The sequence below is a fragment of the Rhizobium sp. KNZ2-6A genome (assembly GCF_056755475.1).
In genome coordinates this window covers 80,663-100,800 of the sequence record NZ_JBNDIC010000020.1, presented here as the reverse complement: position 1 = coordinate 100,800, position 20,138 = coordinate 80,663, and the positions used below count along the sequence as shown (strand labels likewise).

Below are 20,138 nucleotides of genomic sequence, written 5' to 3'. Positions count from 1 at the left end.
CAAGATAGTGGAGTGGGAAAGTGCAGCATCTCCTAAATCATGGTTTATGCACCTGATTTTATTTTAACTTTCTAATATGATCTATAAGGAAATCCCGTTTATGTGATGCTGCCACTGCGGCTCTGTCACGACCCTTGATGTGGCGACAGCCCATTGAAAATCCCCACTTTCTTCGCCCCCGATCCGGCCGGAATGGATGAAAATCGGTTCGCCCGGTAGCTGGCTTTCGCTTCCAGAAGTTGTAACTCTGGGCGGGAGCGTCACGCTTCGCGGGTCGGTGAGAAAGCCCTGGCCAAGGCATTTCAGCGCAGCCTCCTTTTGAACCCAGCGAGCGAGAAAAGCATCGCGGCGGCATTGCCCGTCCAACTGATGAATTTGATTGAACTCGTGTTCGGAAAGGATCATCGGCATGAACTCGCAGGCCTCCTTCTCCGAAAATGCATCGCGGTGTTCGATATCGATGCCGATTGGGCCGCCGCGACAGATCGCGAGCACCACTCGATCGCGCGCATGCGAAATATTGAAGTCGATATCGGGATAGTCGGACAGATAGGGTCTGCCCGATGGCGTAATCGCAATGGGGAGGGCCTGCGGCGCGCGGCAGAGCAGATTGGCGAGGATGCGGCGACAAAGGAACCGCCCGGCGATAAAAAGACGCCGCGCCTCAGTCGATCGAAATGCCGCCGCACGGTGTCTTTCCGCTTCGCTCAATATCCAGTCAGGGACATCAAATCCCTCGCGCAGATGCAGGCTGTGGAGCTCGACCTGCGCGACGCCTTCTCCCTCTCGGCGGGTGGTCAATTTATTCCGCCGCCTGTCCCATATGAGAGGGGATTTCCGTCGAGTGTTCCTGCGTTTCCCATTGAACGATGGGTTCGAGCTGGCCGATATTGAAATACTCGCGGCCGAGCAGGGCATTCGCGATGACGGCGCTGCGCCACGCGGTCAGGCTGAGCTGCGGTTCCGCAATGCCGTGGCTGTGTCTGCCGGCATTGAGAACGAAGATGCGGTTTTCGCGCGGGCCATCCCATGCCAGCGAGAAATCGCTTTCCAGCACCGGCTCGCCGATGGAGCTCAGTTCGATGCGGTTTTCGAGCGTGTGCAGGAATTCCGGGAGCACGAAGCGATAGCCGGTGGCAAGAACGATCATGTCGACCGCCAGCGTTTCGATGCTGTCATCGAAGCCGTTGCGCATGGTCAGCCGGATTTCGGGGCCATCCTGCTCGGCCGCGATGACGTTGCGGAAAGGGCGCAGCGATATGCCGTGATCCGGGGCACCTGCGGTTTCGAGCTTGCGCTCATAGAGCCGGCGATAGAGCTTCTTCAAAGTGGAGCCGGAAACGCCGTCGCTCGCCAGCACCTGGCGGCGCGTATGCATGAGCCGAAGCTCCTCGGGCAGCCCATGGAAGCGCTCCATATAGCCCGGCGTGAACAGTTCGTTGGTAAAGGGCGTGGCATCGAGCGGTTCGAAATTCGGCCGGCGGCTGATCCAGTGAACGGTCGAGACGGTGTTGAGATCCAAGAGAGCATCGACGATCTCGGCGCCGCTCTGGCCGCCGCCGACAACGGCGACGCGGGGAGCCTTCACATCGCCGAGGCGCTGGGCCGCTTCGCTGCTGTGGAAGGTCATGGATTTCGGCAGCTGCTCCGCCCAGGCCGGGCGGGCCGGAACCTTGCCGACGCCGACGGACAGATTGCGGGCGCTAATGACGCCATCGTCGGTGGCGATGGAAAAGAAACCATCATTGGCGTGGACTTCGCGCACGCTTGCGCCAAAGCGAAGCGAAGTCAGCCCGCGTGCAACCCATCCGAGATAATCGGCGAATTCCTTGCGTGGAACGGCTTCATATTCCGCATTAAGGAATTGATAAAAGCGTTTATGAGCAACAAGATAGGAGAGAAAGCTCCAGGGGCTCGTCGGATTGGTCGCGGTCACCAGATCCTTGAGGATGGACGTCTGCATCTCGGCGCCCGGCAGCATCATCCCCGGATGCCAGGCAAAGGATGGGCGCCGTTCGAAGAAACGGACCGAGAGTTCCGGGACGGAGTCGAGCTGGGCGGCAAGGCTGAGGTTGAACGGACCAATTCCAGCCCCGGCGAGGTCGAGCACGTGCGATGTCATGATGCAGCTCCAGAATGATATCGAAAGAGGGGTTACTTGATGATGTCGGCGGACAGGGAGTCCGCTGCAAAAGCGTGATCGAGCCGTCGCGCGAAGCGCTGATGGAAGGGCGTCTTGCCGATGATCGTCAGATGATTGGTGCCGGTGACGATCTCCGAGGCGGTGGCGTTTTGCGAAAAGCGCCGCCAGTCGATGACATTGAGGGCGCGTGTGAGGGAATCCTCGGCCGCGAAAGCGTGGATGCGGAACTCGGATTGCTCAAGGCGGTAGTTTCGAAAGATCATCGCATTGTCGATGAGGATCCAGAACGTATGCTCCTCCGAGCCGATGTCCGGACCGTCCGTCGGCAGCTTGACGTTGTGCTTGATGACATGGTGGAGGAACTGTTCGTAGACCTCCTCGTTCATGGCGGCAAAGAGCCTCTTCCAGTCCTCGCGCATCGGCGTGGTTGCCAGCCAGTTTTGCACGGCGACATGGGTGCGGTCCCGAATGCCGTCTTCGAAGCGCGGCATGATGCCGACGGTGAATTCCTCGTCCATGTCGCAGACGTCGACCATGCCGATCATGCGCAGGTCGATGTCGTTGCCGAGCTGGCGGGCGGCTTCATAGGCAAGCAGTCCACCCCAGGACCAGCCGAGGAAGGCGCATGGGCGGCCCTTAGCTTTTCTGCGCACGGCCTCCGCATAGCGCGCGGTGATATCCTCGACGCGGGTGCTCAGCGTCTTGGTCTCCGTCAGCGAATAGCAGATGAAGCCCGTTGCCGGTTGTTCCGGGCCGAGATAATCGACCAGGCGCATATATTCGCGCGTGCTGACGAGGAGGCCGGGGAAGCAGTAAAGCACCGGCCGGTCGCCGTTTCGCCGAAGATAGACCACGTCGACGCCGGCCTCGTCGCGATTGCCGTCGATCGCGAGCGCCAGATCGCGCACGGTCGGGTGATTGAACATATCGGCGATCGACAACGGCCATTCGGGATGGCGCATCTTCAGGCGCGAAACGATGCGCACGGCCGCCAGCGATTGACCGCCTATATCGAAGAAATTCTCCGTGACACCGATATCGCCGATGTCGAGGATTTCCTTCCAGGCGTCGAGGATCGCCTTTTCCTTGTCATTGTCAGGTGCTGCCATCTCGCGTTCGATGCGCGGTGCCGGCAGGGCGGCGCGGTCCAGCTTGCTGTTCGGTCCCATCGGCAGCTTGTCGATCAGCATGATCGTCTGCGGCACCATATAGTCGGGCAGGGCCGTCATGGCGGCGCGGCGCAGTTCGGTGACGCCAAGACTTTCGCCTTCGCGTGGCACCACATAAGCGACCAGCGAGCTGCGCCCGCCTTCATTGTGCAGCAGCACGACTGCCTCGGCGACGCGCTGATCGGAGCGCAGAACGGCTTCGATTTCACCCGGCTCGATGCGGAAGCCGCGCAATTTGATCTGGTGATCGACGCGGCCGGCGAATTCGACGATGCCGTCTTCCCGCCAGCGGCCGAGATCGCCGGATTTATAGAGCCGTCCGTTGGGTGAGAAAGGGTCCGGAATGAAGCGATCCGCCGTCAGCTCCGGCTGGCCGAGATAGCCGCGCGCAAGACCGCTGCCGCCGATATAGATCTCACCGATCACGCCGACCGGAACGGGCGCGAGATCGGCATCGAGCACATAGATGCGACGATCACCGACGCCGCGGCCGATCGGGGCGACGGTTCCCTCGAAGCGGGTGCCCGCGGGGATTTTCCAGATCATCGGCGTCATGATCGTTTCGGTCGGACCATAGCCGTTGATCAGCAGCTGCGCCTTCAGGTTCTCGGTGATCATGTCGAACACCGCCTGCGACAAAGCTTCGCCGCCGAAGGAATAGAGCCGCAGCTGCGGTACTTCGCTGTTCTCGCCGGCATATTCGGCAAGGCCTCGCACATAGCTTGTCGGCAGGCTGGCATTGTTGACGCCGTGGCGCTTCATCATCGCGAAGGCATCTTCGGGTGTGGCGAGCTTATCCTGGGTCAGCACCACGCCGCCGCCCGCCATCAGCGGCACCATCCAGCGCTCGTGGCCGCCGTCGGACGTGAAGGGAAGGACGGGATATTCGCAAGACTCCTCGCTCATTTCGTAGATGCGCAAGGTCGCCTTGCAATGATGCGCCAGCGGGCCGTGCTCGACCGCGACGCCTTTCGGCACGCCCGTCGAGCCGGAGGTGTAGATCACGTAGGCAAGCTGCTGCGGCGTGATCACGGTCGCAGGCGTTTCGCTGCTTTCCTTGGAGAGGTCAATGACGTCGAGATTGAGGAAGGGCGTTGCAATATCGCTTGGAAGGTTTGCGATGTGCCGAGCGCGGGAAATGACCAGCGAGAGCCCCGGCGCCGTTAGGATATGGCGATTGCGCGCTTCCGGGTGATCGGGTTCGACCGGCGTGAAGGCGCCGCCCGACTTCAGAACAGCCAGGATGGCGATGATGGCATCGATCGACTTTTCGAGCGCAATGGCGACGCGTTTTTCCGGTCCGACCCCCAATGCGATCAGGCGATGTGCCAGCCGATTTGCGGCAGCCTCGAGCTCGCCATGCGTTACCGACCTCTCGCCCTGGGCCACGGCGAAGGCATTCGGCCGTCGTCTCGCCTGCGCGGAGATGACCTCATGGATCGGCGTGCCATCGTCCGGTTCCGGTGCGTCGGGATAGGGCGCGGAGAGCCTGTCCAGCTCTTCAGGCGAAACGAACGGAACGTGTTTGATCTGCTCGTCGGGATTGGTGTTCAGCCGCGCGAGCGCGATGGCGAGATCATCGGCAAAGCGAAGGATCTGTTTTCGGTCATGCTTTTGCGGATCGAAACCGAAGCCGATGCGAAGCCTCTCATCGGAGACCGGGCAAACGGTGATGACCAGTTCGGCGTCGCGGCGTGTCTGGGGCTCGACGACGCTGTGGCTTGCTGTGCCATCCGGTGTCGCTTCCATGAAGCGCAGGGAAGGCCGCACATCGAGAAGCGTCTTGACGAGGCCTGTCGTGTCGAACAGCTCATCCCGGCGCAGCAGCGCATCGGCAAGCGCCTCAAAAGGCAGGGCTTGCCGGGCGGCGGTCTCGATTTCCTCTGTGAATGCCGTACGAACGTCGCCCAGCGTCATGGCGCCGTTGAGTTCCGTCGTCAGGATCAGCACATCCTCGCTGCGTGCCGCGATCGTCTGATTTTCCGGCCGAGTGACCAGGCCGATCCTTAGCGTACTGTGACCGGAATGCCGGCGAAGGGCGATCCCGAGTGCTGCGAGAAGGTCGCGGGACGTTTCCGCAGTCGCCAACGTCTGAATAAGCCGCCCCGGCACAGGGACTTCAAGCGCATGCTCGAACCATGCCTCGTCGACGATGTTTTTTCCCGCCGACGTCTGCGGCAGCAGCGATGCGATATTCTCTCGTCCCCTCAATCGCTGGAACCAGAAGTCGACCAGTTCCGGCGCCGGATTGCGCGGTGCGCCATTGCCGGTCATCCACGACACTGCGTCGGCCAAGGTGGTTTCGGCAATGTCCGCCGGCCGGCTGCTGTCGATATTGCGAAGGAAATCCGTTGCCAGCAAATCCAGCGTCATCGCATCGGCAATGATGGCATGCAGGGAAAATACTGCGCCGACGGCCTGGCCGTTCTGCTTTGCGAGAATGAAGCGCGCCGGATTGCCGTTCGTCAGGTCGATCGAGCGGGCCTGTTCTGCGGTGGCGGCTGCGGTCAGCGCCGCACTCAGATCGCCACCAGCAGCCAGCTCCGTCTCGATGATGTCGACCGTACGATCATTTCTCAGGATCTGTTGAACGGCGCCGCCCGCCCGCGCCTCGAATTCCGATGTGATGAGGGGATGCTGGCGCGAAAGCATCGCAAGAGCTTGTTGCGCCATAGCAAGAGAGACTGGAGGGAAGGTGATGGCGAGTATTTGCCGTCCATAGACGGCTTCGTTACCCGTCTCCGACAAGAGCCAGATGCGCGATTGCGTCGGGGACAGCGAGCATTTGGCGACGTAATCGGAGTCATTTGTTGCCCTAGCGTTCCGATCATGAATGGTCATTTCTTCGCCGCTCTCCATCAATATTTCGAAATGCATATTCGGTGCGATAGAATGCAATAGCGTATACTTAACAATGTCTATAAATAGACATTGAGTTTAACTAGCCGACTATGCTGACTTTCCTACGTCGATAAATTCAGATCTACGGGAAATTACCTTGTCGTAGCTGCATGACGAACAGCGCCTGAGGAAATTCAGAGAAATCTTAAAAAATATTTTTGGAAAATATTTTGAATTTCGCCTGACGTCGTTCGTCACTGCGGAATGAACGCCTTGTACAGCTTGCCGATTCCAGAGGGTGCGCTTTCGAAATATGGAGAAAAAGATGGATGCTTCCGTAGCGTTGAGGGATGAAAAGACGGCGGAGGGATCATTTGACTTGCGCCTGCCGGCGTCAGGCTTTGCAAGTCATGCACTCGCCTGTGTTCGGCCGCTCATCGTGTCGCCGGGGCGGGCATCGGGCAGTTTCCGCGTCGCGCAAAATGGCATTGAGGTTGCCTCTGGCTTTCTCTCAGGCCCAGCCGCCAACCAGTTGGTCTTCGACACCATATCTTCAGCCGCTTTGCCTGCTTCCAGCAAGGATATCGTCAATGCCGTCTTGGAAGCCGTTCTCACATGCAATCCGCATGTGATTTGCTTTGAGATCGAGCTTGCGGACGACGGCCTTGCGAAGCGCCTGGTGGAAGCGGGCGCGGTCGAGCGTCGGGGCGATCGTTTGATCGTGCGCGCCGAATCCTTCTTTCAGCAGGCAAGATCCTGGATTGGAAGCGTACCCGCCGCCTATCCGGAAGTGCCGATCCTGACGAACAATGTCCTTCATCCGCAAAGGCCGCCGAAGCCAGTTGGCCCCGTCTACGATCGCTTCATTCCCTGGCTGAACACGCAGCTTGGCTTCCATGTCGCCGATATCGAGGCCGATCTCCCGTATTTTCATCGCTGGATGAACGATCCCCGGGTCGCCGCCATATGGGAGGATAGCGGCGAACTTTCCTATCATCGCGACTTCATCGCGGGGCGCCTTGCCGATCCGCGGACTTTGCCGCTGATCGGAACCTTCGGCGGCGTGCCGTTCGGCTATTTCGAACTCTATTGGGCCAAGGAAGATCGGATCGGACCGCACTATGAAGCCGATGGCTACGATCGTGGCTGGCACGTCGCGATCGGCGAAGACGATTTCCGCGGAAAAGGCTTCGTCAGCGCCTGGCTGCCATCGCTGATGCACTACATGTTCCTGACAGATCCGCGCACCCGCCGCATCGTCGGCGAGCCGATCCATTATCATGCCCAGCAGATCCGCAATCTCGACCGCTCGGGTTTCGCCAAGGTCAAGCACATCCAGTTTCCGCACAAGAAGGCGCTTCTGGTCATGCTTTTGCGCGAGCGCTTCTTCATGGACCGGCTGCTGATGCCGGATCTCACCGGCCTTTTTGATGAGGACGGTCAGCCCGTTCTGGGTTCGTTGCCGCGAGATGCGGAGCGATGAAGGCAGCTGTCGACATGAACGATCCGCGCATCAAGCGGCTCGTTCTGACAGTCGCGCTGCCGGCAGTGGCGGGATTGGCCGCCAGTGCCGGACATCATGCGATCAATGCGGTCTTTCTCGGCGCCCTCGGGCCGGATGTGCTGGCAGGCATCAGCCTGGTCATGCCGCTGTTTCTGCTTGTCGCGGCGGCAGGCCAGGGGCTCGGCATCGGGCTTGCCACGCTTCTCGCGCGCCATCTCGGCGAGGGCGATCTGAAAGCCGCTTCCTCGGTCGCCGCGACAGCGCTCGCGGCGACGGTTCCGCTCGGCATCGCCCTCTCTGTACTGATTTATCTCGGGCTGCCCGATTTCGTCGGCGCACTTGGTGCTAGCGATAGTCTTCTTGCCCCGGGATTGGACTATGGCCGGCTGCTCGCTTTCGGCGTGACGCTGGGGTTGTTGCAGGCCGTTTGCGATTTCATCGCGATTGCCGAGGGCAAATCACGCTTCTCGATGATCGTGCTGATCGCCAGCTTTGCCCTGAACGCTATTCTCGATCCCGTTTTCATTTTCCTCTTCAAGCTCGGCGCATCCGGCGCGGCACTGGCGACCATCATTTCCGCTATCGCGGCCCTTGCCAGCTATCTTGTCTATTTTGTCCGTAAATGGGGAACGGTCAGCATCACCGGTGGGCTGATACGTTGGCAGTTGTTGCGGCCGATCGCGAGGATCGGCATCCCCGCCGCCGCGACCAGCATCGTGACCGGCTTCGGCTTTCTCGCCCTGATGCGGGAGGCCGCGGTCCATGGCGGCGATACAGGTGTGGCCGCGACAGCGATCGCCATTCGTCTGATGACTTTGGGGCAGCTTCCTTTGTTCGGCTTTTGCCTTGGTGCACAGAGCGTCGTCAGCCATGCCTTCGGCGCCGGCGATGCCCAGCGGCTAAAGGCCGTCATCCGTTTCATGCTGGCAGTGACCGTACCCGTTGCTTTGCTCTATTCCGCCCTGCTGTTCCTGGCGGCGGAACCGATCGCGCGCCTGTTCACCGATAGTCCGCAGGTTGTCGGCGAAGCGGTGCCGTGGCTGCGCGCACTCTTTCCGGTCTTCCCGCTGGCGGCTTTTCAATCCGTGTTGCTGGTGATGCTGCAATCGCGGGGCAGGGCTGGCCTGTCCGCTCTGGTCGGGCTCGCGCCGCAAGGCTATCTGCTGATCCCGCTTCTTCTTCTGCTGCCGCTCTGGATGGATTTTGGCGGCGTTTCCGCGGCACCCGCCGTGGCTGCTATCCTCGCCGCCATTCTTGGCCTTTTCGTCGCTCGGCGGGAATGGCTCGCCATTCTGCCCGCGGATGCGCCAAGCCTCATCAGCCAATCGACACTTCACCCCTGACCATGAGGAACGTCATGAACGAGACCCCGAGATTCGATGCCTACAGACACGCCATTCCGGATGCGTTGATGCCGCCTCGCGACGATCCGTTCGATGCGGCCGTGCCGCCGATCTATCAGACATCCCTCTTCCTGTTTGATAGCTACAAGGAGCTGGAAGATGTTTTTGCCGGCCGCTCGAAGAAGCCGATCTACTCGCGTGGCGACAATCCGACCGTGCGGCTTTTGGAGCGCAGGATCGCCGAAATGGAGGGCGCGGAAGAGGCACGCGCCTTTTCGAGCGGCATGGGCGCTATCGCCGCGGCAATCCTTGCTTTCGTCGGGCCGGGCGACCGTATCGTCACCGTGCGGCATGTTTATAGCGATGCTTTCCGCTTCTTCGAAAAGGTTCTGAAGCGTTTCGGTGTCGCCGTCGACTATATAGATGGCACGGATACCGAGGCGATGATCGCGGCACTTCGCGGCGCCAAGCTCGCCTATCTCGAAAACCCGACCTCGATGGTTTTCGAGTTGCAGGATCTGACCGCCATCGCCGAGGCGGCACGCCGCCATGGCGTCGTGACGATGGTCGACAATTCCTGGGCAACGCCGCTCTACCAGAAGCCGCTCTCCGTCGGCGTCGATATCGTCATTCACGCCGCCTCGAAATATCTCGGCGGGCAGAGCGATACCGTGGCAGGGCTCGTGGCCGGTTCCAAGGTGCATATCGATCGCATCAACAGCGAAATCTACCCCTATACGGGTGCGAAGCTCGCTCCTTTCGAGGCATGGCTTGTCCTGCGCAATCTCGAGACCCTGCCATTCCGCATGCGCCATCACCATGAAGCCGGCCTCGAAGTCGCATCCTGGCTGCAGGCGCATGGCGATGTGACCAATGTCATGCATCCGGCGCTGTGCGATCATCCCGGAAAGCGCACGTTCAGCGGTTTCGGCGCGCTGTTTTCCTTCGAGGTTTCCGACCGCATCGACGTCGCCGATTTCGTCGACGCGCTGCGTCTCATCCGCATCGGCGTCAGCTGGGGTGGGCCGGAAAGCCTGGTGGTGCCGGCAAAGGCTGCGCTCAGCATCTCGCCAGAGACCAATGTCTTCGCGCGCTTCGGCGTCAGCGACCGCACGATCCGCCTCAATGTCGGGCTGCACGCGGCAAAGGACGTCATTGCCGATCTCGAGCAGGCGCTCGTGGCAGCAAAACGCTAGCGAGGGTCTGCGCCTATTTATTGTAAGAGGGGGCGGAGTGGCACTGTCGCTCCGCCCATACTATTATTCATCGTTGATCTATTCCCGCCCTGACCGATTGAGACAAGATGACCATTCCTTCCAATGAAACACTGAGCGCGCTTGCCGGCGAATATGGAACGCCGCTCTGGATCTACGACGCCGCTGCGATCCGTCGCCGTATTGCGCAACTCTCCGCCTTCGACGTCGTTCGCTATGCGCAAAAGGCCTGTTCGAACATTCATATCCTGCGGGAAATGCGCAAAGCGGGTGTGCGGGTCGATGCCGTCTCACTCGGCGAGATCGAGCGGGCGATGCGGGCCGGCTTCGCCGCTGGCGGCGTGTCGGGTGCGGCGGAACTGGTCTTCACCGCTGACGTCTTCGACCGGCCGACCCTCGATCGCGTGGTGGCCGACAAGGTCGAGGTGAATATCGGCTCCATCGACATGCTGCATCAGCTCGGCGAACGCTCGCCTGGCCATCGGGTCTGGCTGCGCATCAATCCCGGTTTTGGACATGGCCATAGCAAAAAGACCAATACTGGTGGCGAAAGCAGCAAGCATGGCATCTGGTTCGAACAATTGCAGGAGGCCGTGGCGCTGACGCGCCAATATTCCCTGGCACTGGTCGGCCTGCATATGCATATCGGCTCCGGCGTTGATTACGGGCACCTGCAGCGCGTCTGCGGCGCGATGGTCGGCTTCTGCCGCGGGCTTGATGTCGATATCGAGGCGATCTCGGCCGGCGGCGGTCTCTCCGTGCCCTATAGAGAGGGCGAGGAGGAAATCGATCCCGCTCATTACTTCTCGCTCTGGGATGCGGCACGGCGCGAAATCGAAACGCATTTCGGCCATCCGATCCGGCTGGAAATCGAACCCGGACGCTTCCTGACCGCGGATTCCGGCGTATTGCTCGCCGAGGTGAGGGCCGTGAAGATGATGGGGCGCAATCGCTTCGTGCTGGTCGATGCCGGTTTCAGCGATCTTGCCAGACCGGCCATGTATGGAAGCTATCACCATATTTCGGTGATCCCGGGCGAGTCAGCTCGCAATGCCGCAGGCACAATTTTCCCGACCGTCGTCGCTGGCCCTCTTTGCGAATCCGGCGATGTCTTCACGCAGACGGACAACGGCACTGTCGAGACCCGCGATCTCCCGGAAGCCCATGTCGGCGACTATCTCGTGTTCCACGGCGCCGGCGCCTATGGGGCGACGATGTCGTCGAACTACAATAGTCGCCTTTATGCGCCTGAGGTGTTTATTGACGGCACTGCGCATCGATTGATCCGCAGGCGGCAGACCGTGGATGAGCTGTTGGCGCTGGAGAAAATATAGGCGGAGCCAATTTCTTCGCACACGTAGCCACTGGTCGCGAGAAGAAAGGCGGCCACCGCACGATATGTGGCAGCGATATCTTCAAGCTAGTGCTCTGCTTTTGTCACGTCGAAACAATGGCTTATGGCTAGGAATTAATGGAGTTTTCCCACTAATCCAAAGAGGTGCAACGCGTTAGACCATCACCGATAGCGTAAAAAGCGCCATAACGCTCAAACCGCCAAAGATGGGGAGAAGCGTTAACATAATTCGACGGGCGAGCATTTTTTCGCGGGAAGTCATATTGCTCTGCGAGCTCTCCAAGCCGGTTGATTGTCGCAAGTGTACAACCACTCTGATCTAATCGCCGTATTTTAAATGAAGGTGACGCCAATTGTACAGTGCTCGTGTGAGAGCACTCACAGGCTATCGATCTCGCGTCCATTCTACAGCTGGCACGGCACCATGGGTCGGAATCCCGCGGGACATATTTGCTTATTAAGACATTACTACCCTGCAACATTGCTCTTCGAGGGCATTCACGGACGGCGTTTTGAAAAGCCATTGTCTCGACTGCAGGATCGACCACAAAGTACGTAAACAACGTGATCGCCGAGGTGGTCGCGTGGCAAAACAGCGCAAGGCATAACAGGTAAGGAATCAATAGACGTTCACAACCGGGAGGCAATTGACGGAAGGAATTCCCAGAGTGTGGTGCTTGATTGCGATGGTGGAGCCGGTGTGCGAGAGCATTTAGAGCAATGGTGTTTGTGGAAAGGCGGCCACCTTAATGGACTGAGGCGGCACCTTTACCTTGCTATGAGGCGAATAGCCAGTGATGCTTGTTTTGGATTCAATGACGCGGCTTGATTCTTAATTAAACGGTTTGAAAGCGTAGTGATACGTAAATTCCCACTTAATGAAAATATTGAGCGTAGTGTCTTGATGCGTTCCGCTTTGCTTTGTCGTAGAATGATTCGGTAACTGTGGCACGTCTCGGAAGCGTAGGCGCAAGAATATCTATTTTATAATGGCTTAAATCAGAGATGGATTTTAGATGACAATCTTGGTTTCCGGAGGAGCCGGGTTTATTGGCGGAAACTTCGTTCTTGATTGGCTTGATCGGCGTGACGAGACAGTTGTCAATCTCGACAAACTAACCTACGCCGGTAATCTGGGGACGTTGAAAGGATTGAACGGCGACAACCGCCATGTATTCGTGCATGGCGATATCGGTGACCGAGCGCTGGTAAGCGACCTATTTTGGATGCACCAGCCGCGGGCAGTGATCAATTTTGCCGCGGAGAGCCATGTCGACCGTTCCATCCATGGGCCAGGCGATTTCATCCAGACGAATATTGTCGGCACCTTCAATCTGTTGGAATCGGTTCGCGGTTACTGGGATGGCCTGCCAGACGATGAGAAGCAGGGCTTCCGCTTTCTTCACGTCTCGACGGACGAGGTTTATGGCACGTTGAGCAAGGACGAGGCGCCGTTCAGCGAGCGCAATCGCTATGAGCCGAACAGTCCTTATTCCGCCAGCAAGGCGGCGTCGGATCATCTGGTTCGCGCCTGGCACCACACCTACGGTCTCCCGGTACTAACCACAAATTGCAGCAACAATTACGGACCTTACCATTTCCCCGAAAAGCTGATCCCGCTGGTGATCCTGAATGCGCTCTCGGGCAAGAGCCTTCCCCTTTATGGCGATGGTCAGCAGATCAGGGACTGGCTCTATGTCAAGGATCATTGCAGCGCCATCCGTCGCGTGCTGAAGGCCGGCAAGGTTGGCGAGACCTATAATGTCGGAGGCTGGAACGAGAAGCCGAATCTTGATGTCGTCCACGCCATCTGCGCGATCCTAGATGAGCTTCGGCCAAAGGCGGATGGCAGCCGCTACAGCGATCAGATCACGTTCGTGAAGGATCGGCCGGGCCACGATCGGCGCTATGCGATAGATGCGCGCAAGCTCGAGCGCGAGCTCGGCTGGAGACCTGAGGAGACTTTCGAAACCGGCATTCGCAAGACGATCGAATGGTATCTCGCCAACCTGAATTGGGTGAGTAACGTTACGAGTGGCGCCTATCGTGAATGGATCGGCAGGCAATATGAGGTGCAGCTGTGAGCAGGATCCTGGTCACAGGTGCCAACGGGCAAGTGGGTTTCGAACTGCAGCATTCGCTTGCGATCTTGGGGACTGTGGTAGCAGTCACCCGTGGCGAGATGGATCTGGCCAACGAAGCCAATATCCTTGCTGCACTCCGGGAGCATAAGCCGCATATCATCGTCAATCCAGCCGCCTACACCGCGGTGGATCGCGCGGAAAGGGACGCCGAGCAGGCGATGGCAGCCAACGCCGCAGCGCCGGGGATCATGGCGCGCTGGGCGGCGGACAGGGGCGCCTTGCTTGTGCATTACTCGTCAGATTATGTCTTCGACGGCACGAAAGTGGCTCCCTACATGGAGGACGACGCGGCCAATCCGCGATCCGTGTATGGCGAAAGCAAATGGCTGGGGGAGGAGGCCGTGCGTGCGGCCGGGGCTGCGCATGTGATCCTGCGGACGAGCTGGGTCTATGGATATCACGGCAGCAATTTCCTGAAGACCATCCTTCGGCTTTCCCAGGAGCGGGACACGCTGAATGTCGTTGCCGATCAGGTGGGAGCACCGACATCGGCAGCCCTTATTGCCGACGTCACGCGCGCGGTTATAGAGCGCATGATTGATTCGCAGGCGCCCGACGATTTCTCGGGAACCTACCATCTGACGGCACAGGGCAACACGTCGTGGCATGGCTACGCGGCACATATCCTTCGCGAAGCGTCGGCCGCAAACTTCAAGCTTGCCCTTTCCCTTGATGCGCTCAAGCCGATCTCGACTCCCGAATATCCAACTCCCGCAAAGCGCCCAGCCAACTCAAGGCTCAATTGCGCAAAGCTTATGCAGCGCTTCGAGGTTACCTTGCCGGAATGGCAGGAGGGTGTCAGCGACGTCGTTGCAAGGTTGCGGCTCGCAGCGAATTGAAGATTGAGAGATATTCTAGCGGCGCGGATCATGATCGGTGAGCCGGGTAGACGTGGACGGAATGAAGACGAGACACTGAACCATGAAGAAAGCACGCAAAGGCATCATACTTGCAGGTGGGTCTGGAACGCGCCTTTATCCGGTGACGCTCGCAGTCAGCAAACAGCTCTTGCCGATCTACGACAAGCCGATGATCTATTACCCGCTGACGACGCTGATGCTGGCTGGTATCCGTGAGATACTCATCATCTCGACACCGCAGGATACGCCCCGGTTTGAACAATTGCTCGGTGACGGCAGTCAATGGGGCATCAAACTTAGCTACGCGGTTCAACCAAGCCCGGATGGTCTGGCACAGGCATTTCTGATTGGCGAGGAATTCCTGGATGGTGCCCCATCCGTGCTGGTACTGGGGGACAACATCTTCTACGGACATGATTTTACTCGACTTCTCCGCGAGGCGAGTGACAAGGAGACCGGCGCCACCGTTTTTACCTATCATGTACAGGACCCGGATCGCTATGGTGTCGTCGAGTTCGACGGAGAGGGGCGGGCCATCAGCCTGGAGGAAAAGCCGAGGCTGCCGAAGAGCAATTATGCCGTCACCGGTCTTTATTTCTATGATGAGAGCGTTGTCGATGTCGCGAAATCCATTCGTCCTTCGTCACGCGGCGAGCTGGAAATAACCGATGTCAACGTGCATTATCTGAAGGCCGGGCAGCTCGATGTGCAGACCATGGGGCGTGGCTATGCCTGGCTCGATACAGGCACGCATGAATCCATGCTGGAGGCGAGCCACTACATCGCTACCATCGAAAACCGGCAGGGCCTGAAAGTCGCTTGCCCGGAGGAGATCGCCTATCGCAGCGGCTGGATCGACGCATCCGAGGTCGAGGCGCTGGCGCTCCCGCTTAAGAAGAACGCTTACGGACAATATCTTCTGGGAATCTTGCGCGAGAAAATATTCTAGCGATGCCGTGGCGGCTGTCATGCCGCTTGCCACCGAACGCTTCTCAATCGAAGTAGGAAGACGAATGAAAGCCATCGATACCGCCATTCCGGATGTAAAGATCATCGAGCCCACCGTGTTTGCCGATGATCGCGGCTTCTTCTTTGAAAGCTTCAGCAAGGCGAAGTTCGAGACGGCGATAGGGCGAGGCGCCGATTTCGTCCAGGACAATCACAGCCGATCCGGAAAGGGCGTTCTACGCGGGTTGCATTACCAGCTGCCGCCGCATGCGCAAGCCAAGCTAGTGCGGGTCGTGGTCGGCAAAGTCTATGACGTCGCAGTCGACATAAGGAAGGCTTCGCCGACATTCGGGCAATGGGTTGGCGTGCTCCTGTCGGAAGAAAACAAGCGCCAGCTTTGGATTCCGGAAGGATTTGCCCACGGCTTTCTGACTTTGAGCGACCATGTTGAATTCCTCTATAAGACCACCGATTATTATGCGCCGGAAAGCGATCGCGGTATTCGCTGGGATGATCCACAGATCGATATCGACTGGAAGCTGAGCGATCAGCCAATCCTCTCATCCAAGGATCAGGGCCAGCCCTTGCTCGCAGATGTTGAGTTATTCATGTAAGAGACCCTGGTGACAGGTTTGGCTTGTCGCAAAGTTTGTGCACATCAGTCCAAGGCGCTATTTCGAATACGCATCGACGTTTTGCCCGAACGCTCGCTCTCATAAAATGCTTACTATTGTAAGTTGCGTAGAATCCTACGATATTGTCGAGTGGCCGACCTCCAAAATCGCCTTAATCACCCCCATCTCAGGCCGCAGCCACTCCTTGAACAACCCTGGTGCATCATCAAGCGAACCCCGGTGCGTGTTCAACGCTTTCGTCGACACTTGGCCATTCTCCATCTGCTTGACGACCTCCGCAAAATCGTCCGGCTGCGCATTGCGGCTGGCGAAGAGGGTGGTTTCGCGCTTGTGGAATTCCGGATCGGAGAAGGTGATGTCGTCGCGCACGACGCTGACCAGGACGTAGCGGCCGCCGTGGGCGACGAAGCCGAAGCCGCGTTGCATGGCCTTGGTGTTGCCGGTTGCGTCGATGACGACGTCGAAGAAATCGCCGTCGGTGAGGCGTTTTGCATGGGCTTCGGCGTCGTCATTGGCGATGAGTGTCCGGTCGGCGCCGAGCGAAGCGATGGTGAAATCCAATCGGTCCTCGCGGATGTCCATGACGGTGACGTCGGCGCCGCGTGCCTTGGCGAAGATGATGGCGGACATGCCGATCGGGCCTGAGCCGACGACGAGAACGCGATCGGCTGACGTGATGCCGCCGCGCTTGACACCATGGGCGCCGATCGCCAGGAACTCGATCATCGCAGCTTCGTCCAGCGAGGCCTTGCCGGCAGAGATGACATTCTGTTCGGGAATGCAGAGGAATTCGGTCATGCCGCCATCGCGATGGACGCCAAGCACGGCAATGTTTTGGCAGGCATTGGTCACGCCGCGCCGGCAGGCAACGCATTTGCCGCAGGAAAGATAGGGAACGACATAGACGTTTTCCCCATTCTTAAGGCGGCTCGAACCATTTGCATCCTCCACCGTGCCGGACAGTTCATGGCCCATGATACGCGGATATTCGAGAAAGGGATGCTTGCCCTGATAGATGTGGAAATCCGTGCCGCAAATGCCGACGCGCCTGATGCGCACCAGCACTTCGCCTTCGGCGGGCGTCGGGACATCGCGCTCGATCAGGGAGAGCCAGCCGGGTTCATTGCAGATCAATGTTTTCATGGTGATGCACTCTCGAAAGGCTGGCGATGCCGGCCGTTGGTGTTTCAATGTGTACGTGTCGACTTTCCTAAAACGGCGAGCCGGCAGTCCTCGGTTCATTCATCATATTCACGCGATTTCTGCGTTTCGCTTCGAAGCCTGCGCGGACATCACCGTGCTGTATCCATCTGGGCATGGCGCGCTGCGATTTCTCTGAGGACCGGGGCGTCCGAGGGACTGCCTGCCTTGTCCGCCCAGTCCAGGAAGGTGTGAATGCGGCGAGCCACTTTCTCACGGTGATGCTGAGCGATGTCGGCGATGCGATGATCCAGAAAGGGGTTGAGGAAACGGTCGAGCGTCGTTGCCACATAGGCCTTCGCTTCATCGCCCATGCCGTTTGCGGCAAAGCCGGGCAGCACTTCGCTCTGGTAGAGTGCATCCAGCCTTGCCCGTATCGCCTTATCGGCCAGTATGGCGCGCACGGTCTCATCCGCCGGCCGGTTTTCGCGTTGCCAGATTTCGGCAAGGACGGTGTGGCCAAGATTGAGGATATGCAGCTTCAGGCGCTCGTAGGGCTCAAGATCGTCGGTCAGCACGATGCTCGGGTGGCTGCATGGCAGGCGGACGCCCGGGGCGCGCTTGATCGCCCACAGCGCATAGGGTTCGGCAACGGCGCCGATCGGCTCTATGGGCTCGGAAACGATACGGTCGACCAGGGTCTCGGCAAAGGCGACATGCTCGTCGAGCCAGGTGAAGAACCCGGTCGGTAGTGCGTTGAGCTTGGCGCAGTCGATCACCGCCTGCTTCAGGACACGGCCATTGCCCGTCACCAGCTCGCAGGGAAGGATGACCAGCGGGCGAGCGGTCACCTGCCAGCGCTTGGCGAGCAGCGCGGCAAGCTTGGCGGGAAAGGAGCGCGGCACCTGGCCATCCGCGCCAAAACCATCTTCTTCATGCCATGTCTGGTAGCCGGTATCGCCGGTATTGGAGATGACGAATTCGGCTTCCTCGGCAAAGAGCTTCGATAGTTCGTCCCAGTGTTCGACGGCCGAAAGACCGCGATCGACGCTAGTCACCTGCACGGTGCGATCGACAGGCTGCCCGCCCACCATGCCGCGAATGATGATGGGATATCCTTCCGCATTGCCAAAGGCGGCAACGCGGCCGCTGCGGCTGCTGGCGCCTGAAACCTGTACTACGGTGATGGGCCCGACATCCTGGCCTGATTGCCTTGCCTCATGCACGAAGAACGCCGCATGGGCCTGCAGAAACCGGCTGGTGCCGAATTGAATGATCCGCGAGCTCACGCCAGGCTGCTCCTATCTTCAATGTTGATTGACAACGCTTGACGGGAACAAGGCGCAGACATTCACCAATCCTCCCGATGTTTGTTTTTTATCTATAGAAAACAGTTAAGCGGCCGATCGTCAAATGTTTTTTATACGGATAAGCAAATGATTAGATGTCGCGCTTTGAAGCGCAGGGCGGCGCCGGCGGCATTCGGTTGTCGCTTGAGTGGGCTGTAGAAGATCAGGCAACCCATTGGCTGATTTCTGCACAAAAATCCGAAGCAGCCATCATAGTTCAAAAACAACCTCTTTATGGAAATCACAACAAAATGTCATAAAAATTGTGATATTGTAATTTTAACTTGTTATAAATGCCGCTGCGGCGGGAGCGCCTGTCTGCCGGTCTTTTGAAACGAAGTCGGGTATCGGCATTCTGCTTGTGCAGCCGCTCAAAGCGGCATCGTCCGCGCGATGTTGAACCGCCCATCATGGCCCAGGGAGAATTGAATGGCACGTATCACCTTAAGGCAATTGCTCGATCACGCCGCTGAAAACGGTTATGGCGTTCCTGCCTTCAATATCAACAACATGGAACAGGCGCTCGCCATCATGGAAGCGGCCGATGCCGTCGGCGCGCCAGTGATCATGCAGGCATCGAGGGGTGCCAGGGCCTATGCCAACGACATCATGCTGAAGCACATGATGGATGCCGTCGTCGAGATTTATCCGCATATTCCCGTCTGCGTGCATCTGGACCATGGCAATGATCCCTCGAGCTGCATGACGGCCATCCAGGCCGGCTTCACGTCGGTCATGATGGATGGTTCGCTGAAGGCGGATGCCAAGACGCCGGCCGATTGGGATTATAATGTCGGCGTGACGAAGACGGTGACCGGTATGGCGCATCTCGGTGGCATTTCCGTCGAGGGTGAGCTTGGCGTGCTGGGCTCGCTGGAAACCGGCATGGGCGAGGCTGAAGATGGTCATGGCGCGGAAGGCAAGCTGTCTCATGACCAGTTGCTCACCAATCCGGATGAGGCGGTCAAATTCGTGCGTGAGACCAAGGTGGATGCGCTGGCGATCGCCATGGGCACCTCGCACGGTGCCTATAAGTTCACGCGCAAGCCGGATGGCTCGGTGCTGGCGATGAACGTGATCGAGGAAATCCATCGCAAGCTGCCTAACACGCATCTCGTCATGCATGGTTCCTCCTCGGTTCCCGAGGAATTGCAGGAGATTATCAACAGGTATGGCGGTCAGATGAAGCCGACCTGGGGCGTGCCGGTCGAAGAGATCCAGCGCGGCATCAAGAACGGCGTGCGCAAGATCAACATCGACACCGACGGCCGCATGGCGATGACGGGCCAGATCCGCCGTGTGCTGCAGGAGGATCCGAGCGAGTTCGATCCCCGCAAATATATGAAGCCGGCCATGGCTGCCCTGACGAAGCTTTGCAAGGAGCGCTTCGAGCAGTTCGGAACGGCAGGACACGCCTCGCGCATCCAGCCGTTGACCGTCACCGAGATGGCCAAGCGCTACAAGTCCGGTTCGCTCGACCCGGTTTTCTCCTGA

At 58.9% G+C, this 20,138-nt stretch carries 15 protein-coding genes; 10 read left to right on the top strand and 5 right to left on the bottom strand.

Going from position 1 to position 20,138, the window contains the following annotated elements; genetic code table 11:
* Window positions 1-81: 81 nt before the first annotated feature.
* From ACPYOP_RS15945 to ACPYOP_RS15935, 3 genes are read right to left on the bottom strand one after another with little or no spacing between them, the layout of a single operon-like run.
* Entirely contained in the window at window positions 82-801 is a 720-nt protein-coding gene (locus ACPYOP_RS15945; RefSeq protein WP_481411335.1) for a 4'-phosphopantetheinyl transferase family protein, read from the bottom strand.
* A 1-nt stretch (window position 802) separates the two neighbouring features.
* Complete coding sequence (locus tag ACPYOP_RS15940; RefSeq protein WP_481411334.1) at window positions 803-2,122, bottom strand: lysine N(6)-hydroxylase/L-ornithine N(5)-oxygenase family protein; 1,320 nt, start codon at window positions 2,120-2,122, stop codon at window positions 803-805.
* 32 nt (window positions 2,123-2,154) lie between these two features.
* Window positions 2,155-6,153 (bottom strand): amino acid adenylation domain-containing protein, encoded by a 3,999-nt coding sequence (locus tag ACPYOP_RS15935; RefSeq protein WP_481411333.1) that lies wholly within the window; start codon window positions 6,151-6,153, stop codon window positions 2,155-2,157.
* A gap of 325 nt (window positions 6,154-6,478) precedes the next feature.
* Here ACPYOP_RS15935 and ACPYOP_RS15930 point away from each other — a divergent pair, with 325 nt between their 5' ends.
* The 8 genes from ACPYOP_RS15930 (at window position 6,479) to rfbC (ending at window position 16,134) form a co-directional block, all read left to right on the top strand.
* Window positions 6,479-7,636: a GNAT family N-acetyltransferase gene (locus tag ACPYOP_RS15930; RefSeq protein WP_481411332.1), complete on the top strand. Its 1,158-nt coding sequence runs from the start codon at window positions 6,479-6,481 to the stop codon at window positions 7,634-7,636.
* Window positions 7,633-9,000, top strand: coding sequence for an MATE family efflux transporter (locus tag ACPYOP_RS15925; RefSeq protein WP_481411331.1), 1,368 nt, complete (start codon window positions 7,633-7,635; stop codon window positions 8,998-9,000). Before ACPYOP_RS15930 ends, ACPYOP_RS15925 begins: the two co-directional genes overlap by 4 nt.
* Before the next feature lie 14 nt (window positions 9,001-9,014).
* Entirely contained in the window at window positions 9,015-10,196 is a 1,182-nt protein-coding gene (locus ACPYOP_RS15920; protein ID WP_481411330.1) for a PLP-dependent transferase, read from the top strand.
* Between the two features lie 107 nt (window positions 10,197-10,303).
* Window positions 10,304-11,548, top strand: a complete 1,245-nt coding sequence (lysA, locus tag ACPYOP_RS15915) for a diaminopimelate decarboxylase (RefSeq protein WP_481411329.1) — start codon at window positions 10,304-10,306, stop codon at window positions 11,546-11,548.
* A 1,036-nt stretch (window positions 11,549-12,584) separates the two neighbouring features.
* Entirely contained in the window at window positions 12,585-13,652 is a 1,068-nt protein-coding gene (rfbB, locus tag ACPYOP_RS15910; RefSeq protein ID WP_481411328.1) for a dTDP-glucose 4,6-dehydratase, read from the top strand.
* Window positions 13,649-14,551, top strand: coding sequence for a dTDP-4-dehydrorhamnose reductase (rfbD, locus tag ACPYOP_RS15905; RefSeq protein WP_481411327.1), 903 nt, complete (start codon window positions 13,649-13,651; stop codon window positions 14,549-14,551). Before rfbB ends, rfbD begins: the two co-directional genes overlap by 4 nt.
* Window positions 14,552-14,633: 82 nt before the next feature.
* Window positions 14,634-15,521 (top strand): glucose-1-phosphate thymidylyltransferase RfbA, encoded by an 888-nt coding sequence (gene rfbA / locus ACPYOP_RS15900; protein ID WP_481411326.1) that lies wholly within the window; start codon window positions 14,634-14,636, stop codon window positions 15,519-15,521.
* A 64-nt stretch (window positions 15,522-15,585) separates the two neighbouring features.
* On the top strand, window positions 15,586-16,134 hold the full coding sequence (gene rfbC, locus ACPYOP_RS15895; protein ID WP_481411325.1) for a dTDP-4-dehydrorhamnose 3,5-epimerase: 549 nt from the start codon (window positions 15,586-15,588) through the stop codon (window positions 16,132-16,134).
* Between the two features lie 135 nt (window positions 16,135-16,269).
* Here rfbC and ACPYOP_RS15890 read toward each other — a convergent pair whose 3' ends face one another.
* Both ACPYOP_RS15890 and ACPYOP_RS15885 read right to left on the bottom strand, forming a co-directional pair.
* Window positions 16,270-17,298, bottom strand: coding sequence for a zinc-binding alcohol dehydrogenase family protein (locus ACPYOP_RS15890; RefSeq protein WP_481411324.1), 1,029 nt, complete (start codon window positions 17,296-17,298; stop codon window positions 16,270-16,272).
* A 149-nt stretch (window positions 17,299-17,447) separates the two neighbouring features.
* A complete protein-coding gene (locus ACPYOP_RS15885; protein ID WP_481411323.1) occupies window positions 17,448-18,584 on the bottom strand; it encodes a mannitol dehydrogenase family protein in 1,137 nt (378 codons plus the stop codon).
* Between the two features lie 155 nt (window positions 18,585-18,739).
* Between ACPYOP_RS15885 and ACPYOP_RS15880 the strand changes: the two genes are divergently transcribed.
* Both ACPYOP_RS15880 and fba read left to right on the top strand, forming a co-directional pair.
* Entirely contained in the window at window positions 18,740-18,904 is a 165-nt protein-coding gene (locus ACPYOP_RS15880; protein WP_481411322.1) for a hypothetical protein, read from the top strand.
* Between the two features lie 169 nt (window positions 18,905-19,073).
* Window positions 19,074-20,138 (top strand): class II fructose-bisphosphate aldolase, encoded by a 1,065-nt coding sequence (fba, locus tag ACPYOP_RS15875; protein WP_481411321.1) that lies wholly within the window; start codon window positions 19,074-19,076, stop codon window positions 20,136-20,138.

Bases quoted from the DNA above. Each gene is read 5' to 3' on its own strand.
- ACPYOP_RS15940 (WP_481411334.1), bottom strand. From the start codon at position 2,122: ATGACATCGCACGTGCTCGACCTCGCCGGGGCTGGAATTGGTCCGTTC.
- ACPYOP_RS15935 (WP_481411333.1), bottom strand. From the start codon at position 6,153: ATGACCATTCATGATCGGAACGCTAGGGCAACAAATGACTCCGATTAC.
- ACPYOP_RS15930 (WP_481411332.1), top strand. From the start codon at position 6,479: ATGGATGCTTCCGTAGCGTTGAGGGATGAAAAGACGGCGGAGGGATCA.
- ACPYOP_RS15925 (WP_481411331.1), top strand. From the start codon at position 7,633: ATGAAGGCAGCTGTCGACATGAACGATCCGCGCATCAAGCGGCTCGTT.
- ACPYOP_RS15920 (WP_481411330.1), top strand. From the start codon at position 9,015: ATGAACGAGACCCCGAGATTCGATGCCTACAGACACGCCATTCCGGAT.
- lysA (WP_481411329.1), top strand. From the start codon at position 10,304: ATGACCATTCCTTCCAATGAAACACTGAGCGCGCTTGCCGGCGAATAT.
- rfbB (WP_481411328.1), top strand. From the start codon at position 12,585: ATGACAATCTTGGTTTCCGGAGGAGCCGGGTTTATTGGCGGAAACTTC.
- rfbA (WP_481411326.1), top strand. From the start codon at position 14,634: ATGAAGAAAGCACGCAAAGGCATCATACTTGCAGGTGGGTCTGGAACG.
- rfbC (WP_481411325.1), top strand. From the start codon at position 15,586: ATGAAAGCCATCGATACCGCCATTCCGGATGTAAAGATCATCGAGCCC.
- ACPYOP_RS15890 (WP_481411324.1), bottom strand. From the start codon at position 17,298: ATGAAAACATTGATCTGCAATGAACCCGGCTGGCTCTCCCTGATCGAG.
- ACPYOP_RS15880 (WP_481411322.1), top strand. From the start codon at position 18,740: ATGTCGCGCTTTGAAGCGCAGGGCGGCGCCGGCGGCATTCGGTTGTCG.
- fba (WP_481411321.1), top strand. From the start codon at position 19,074: ATGGCACGTATCACCTTAAGGCAATTGCTCGATCACGCCGCTGAAAAC.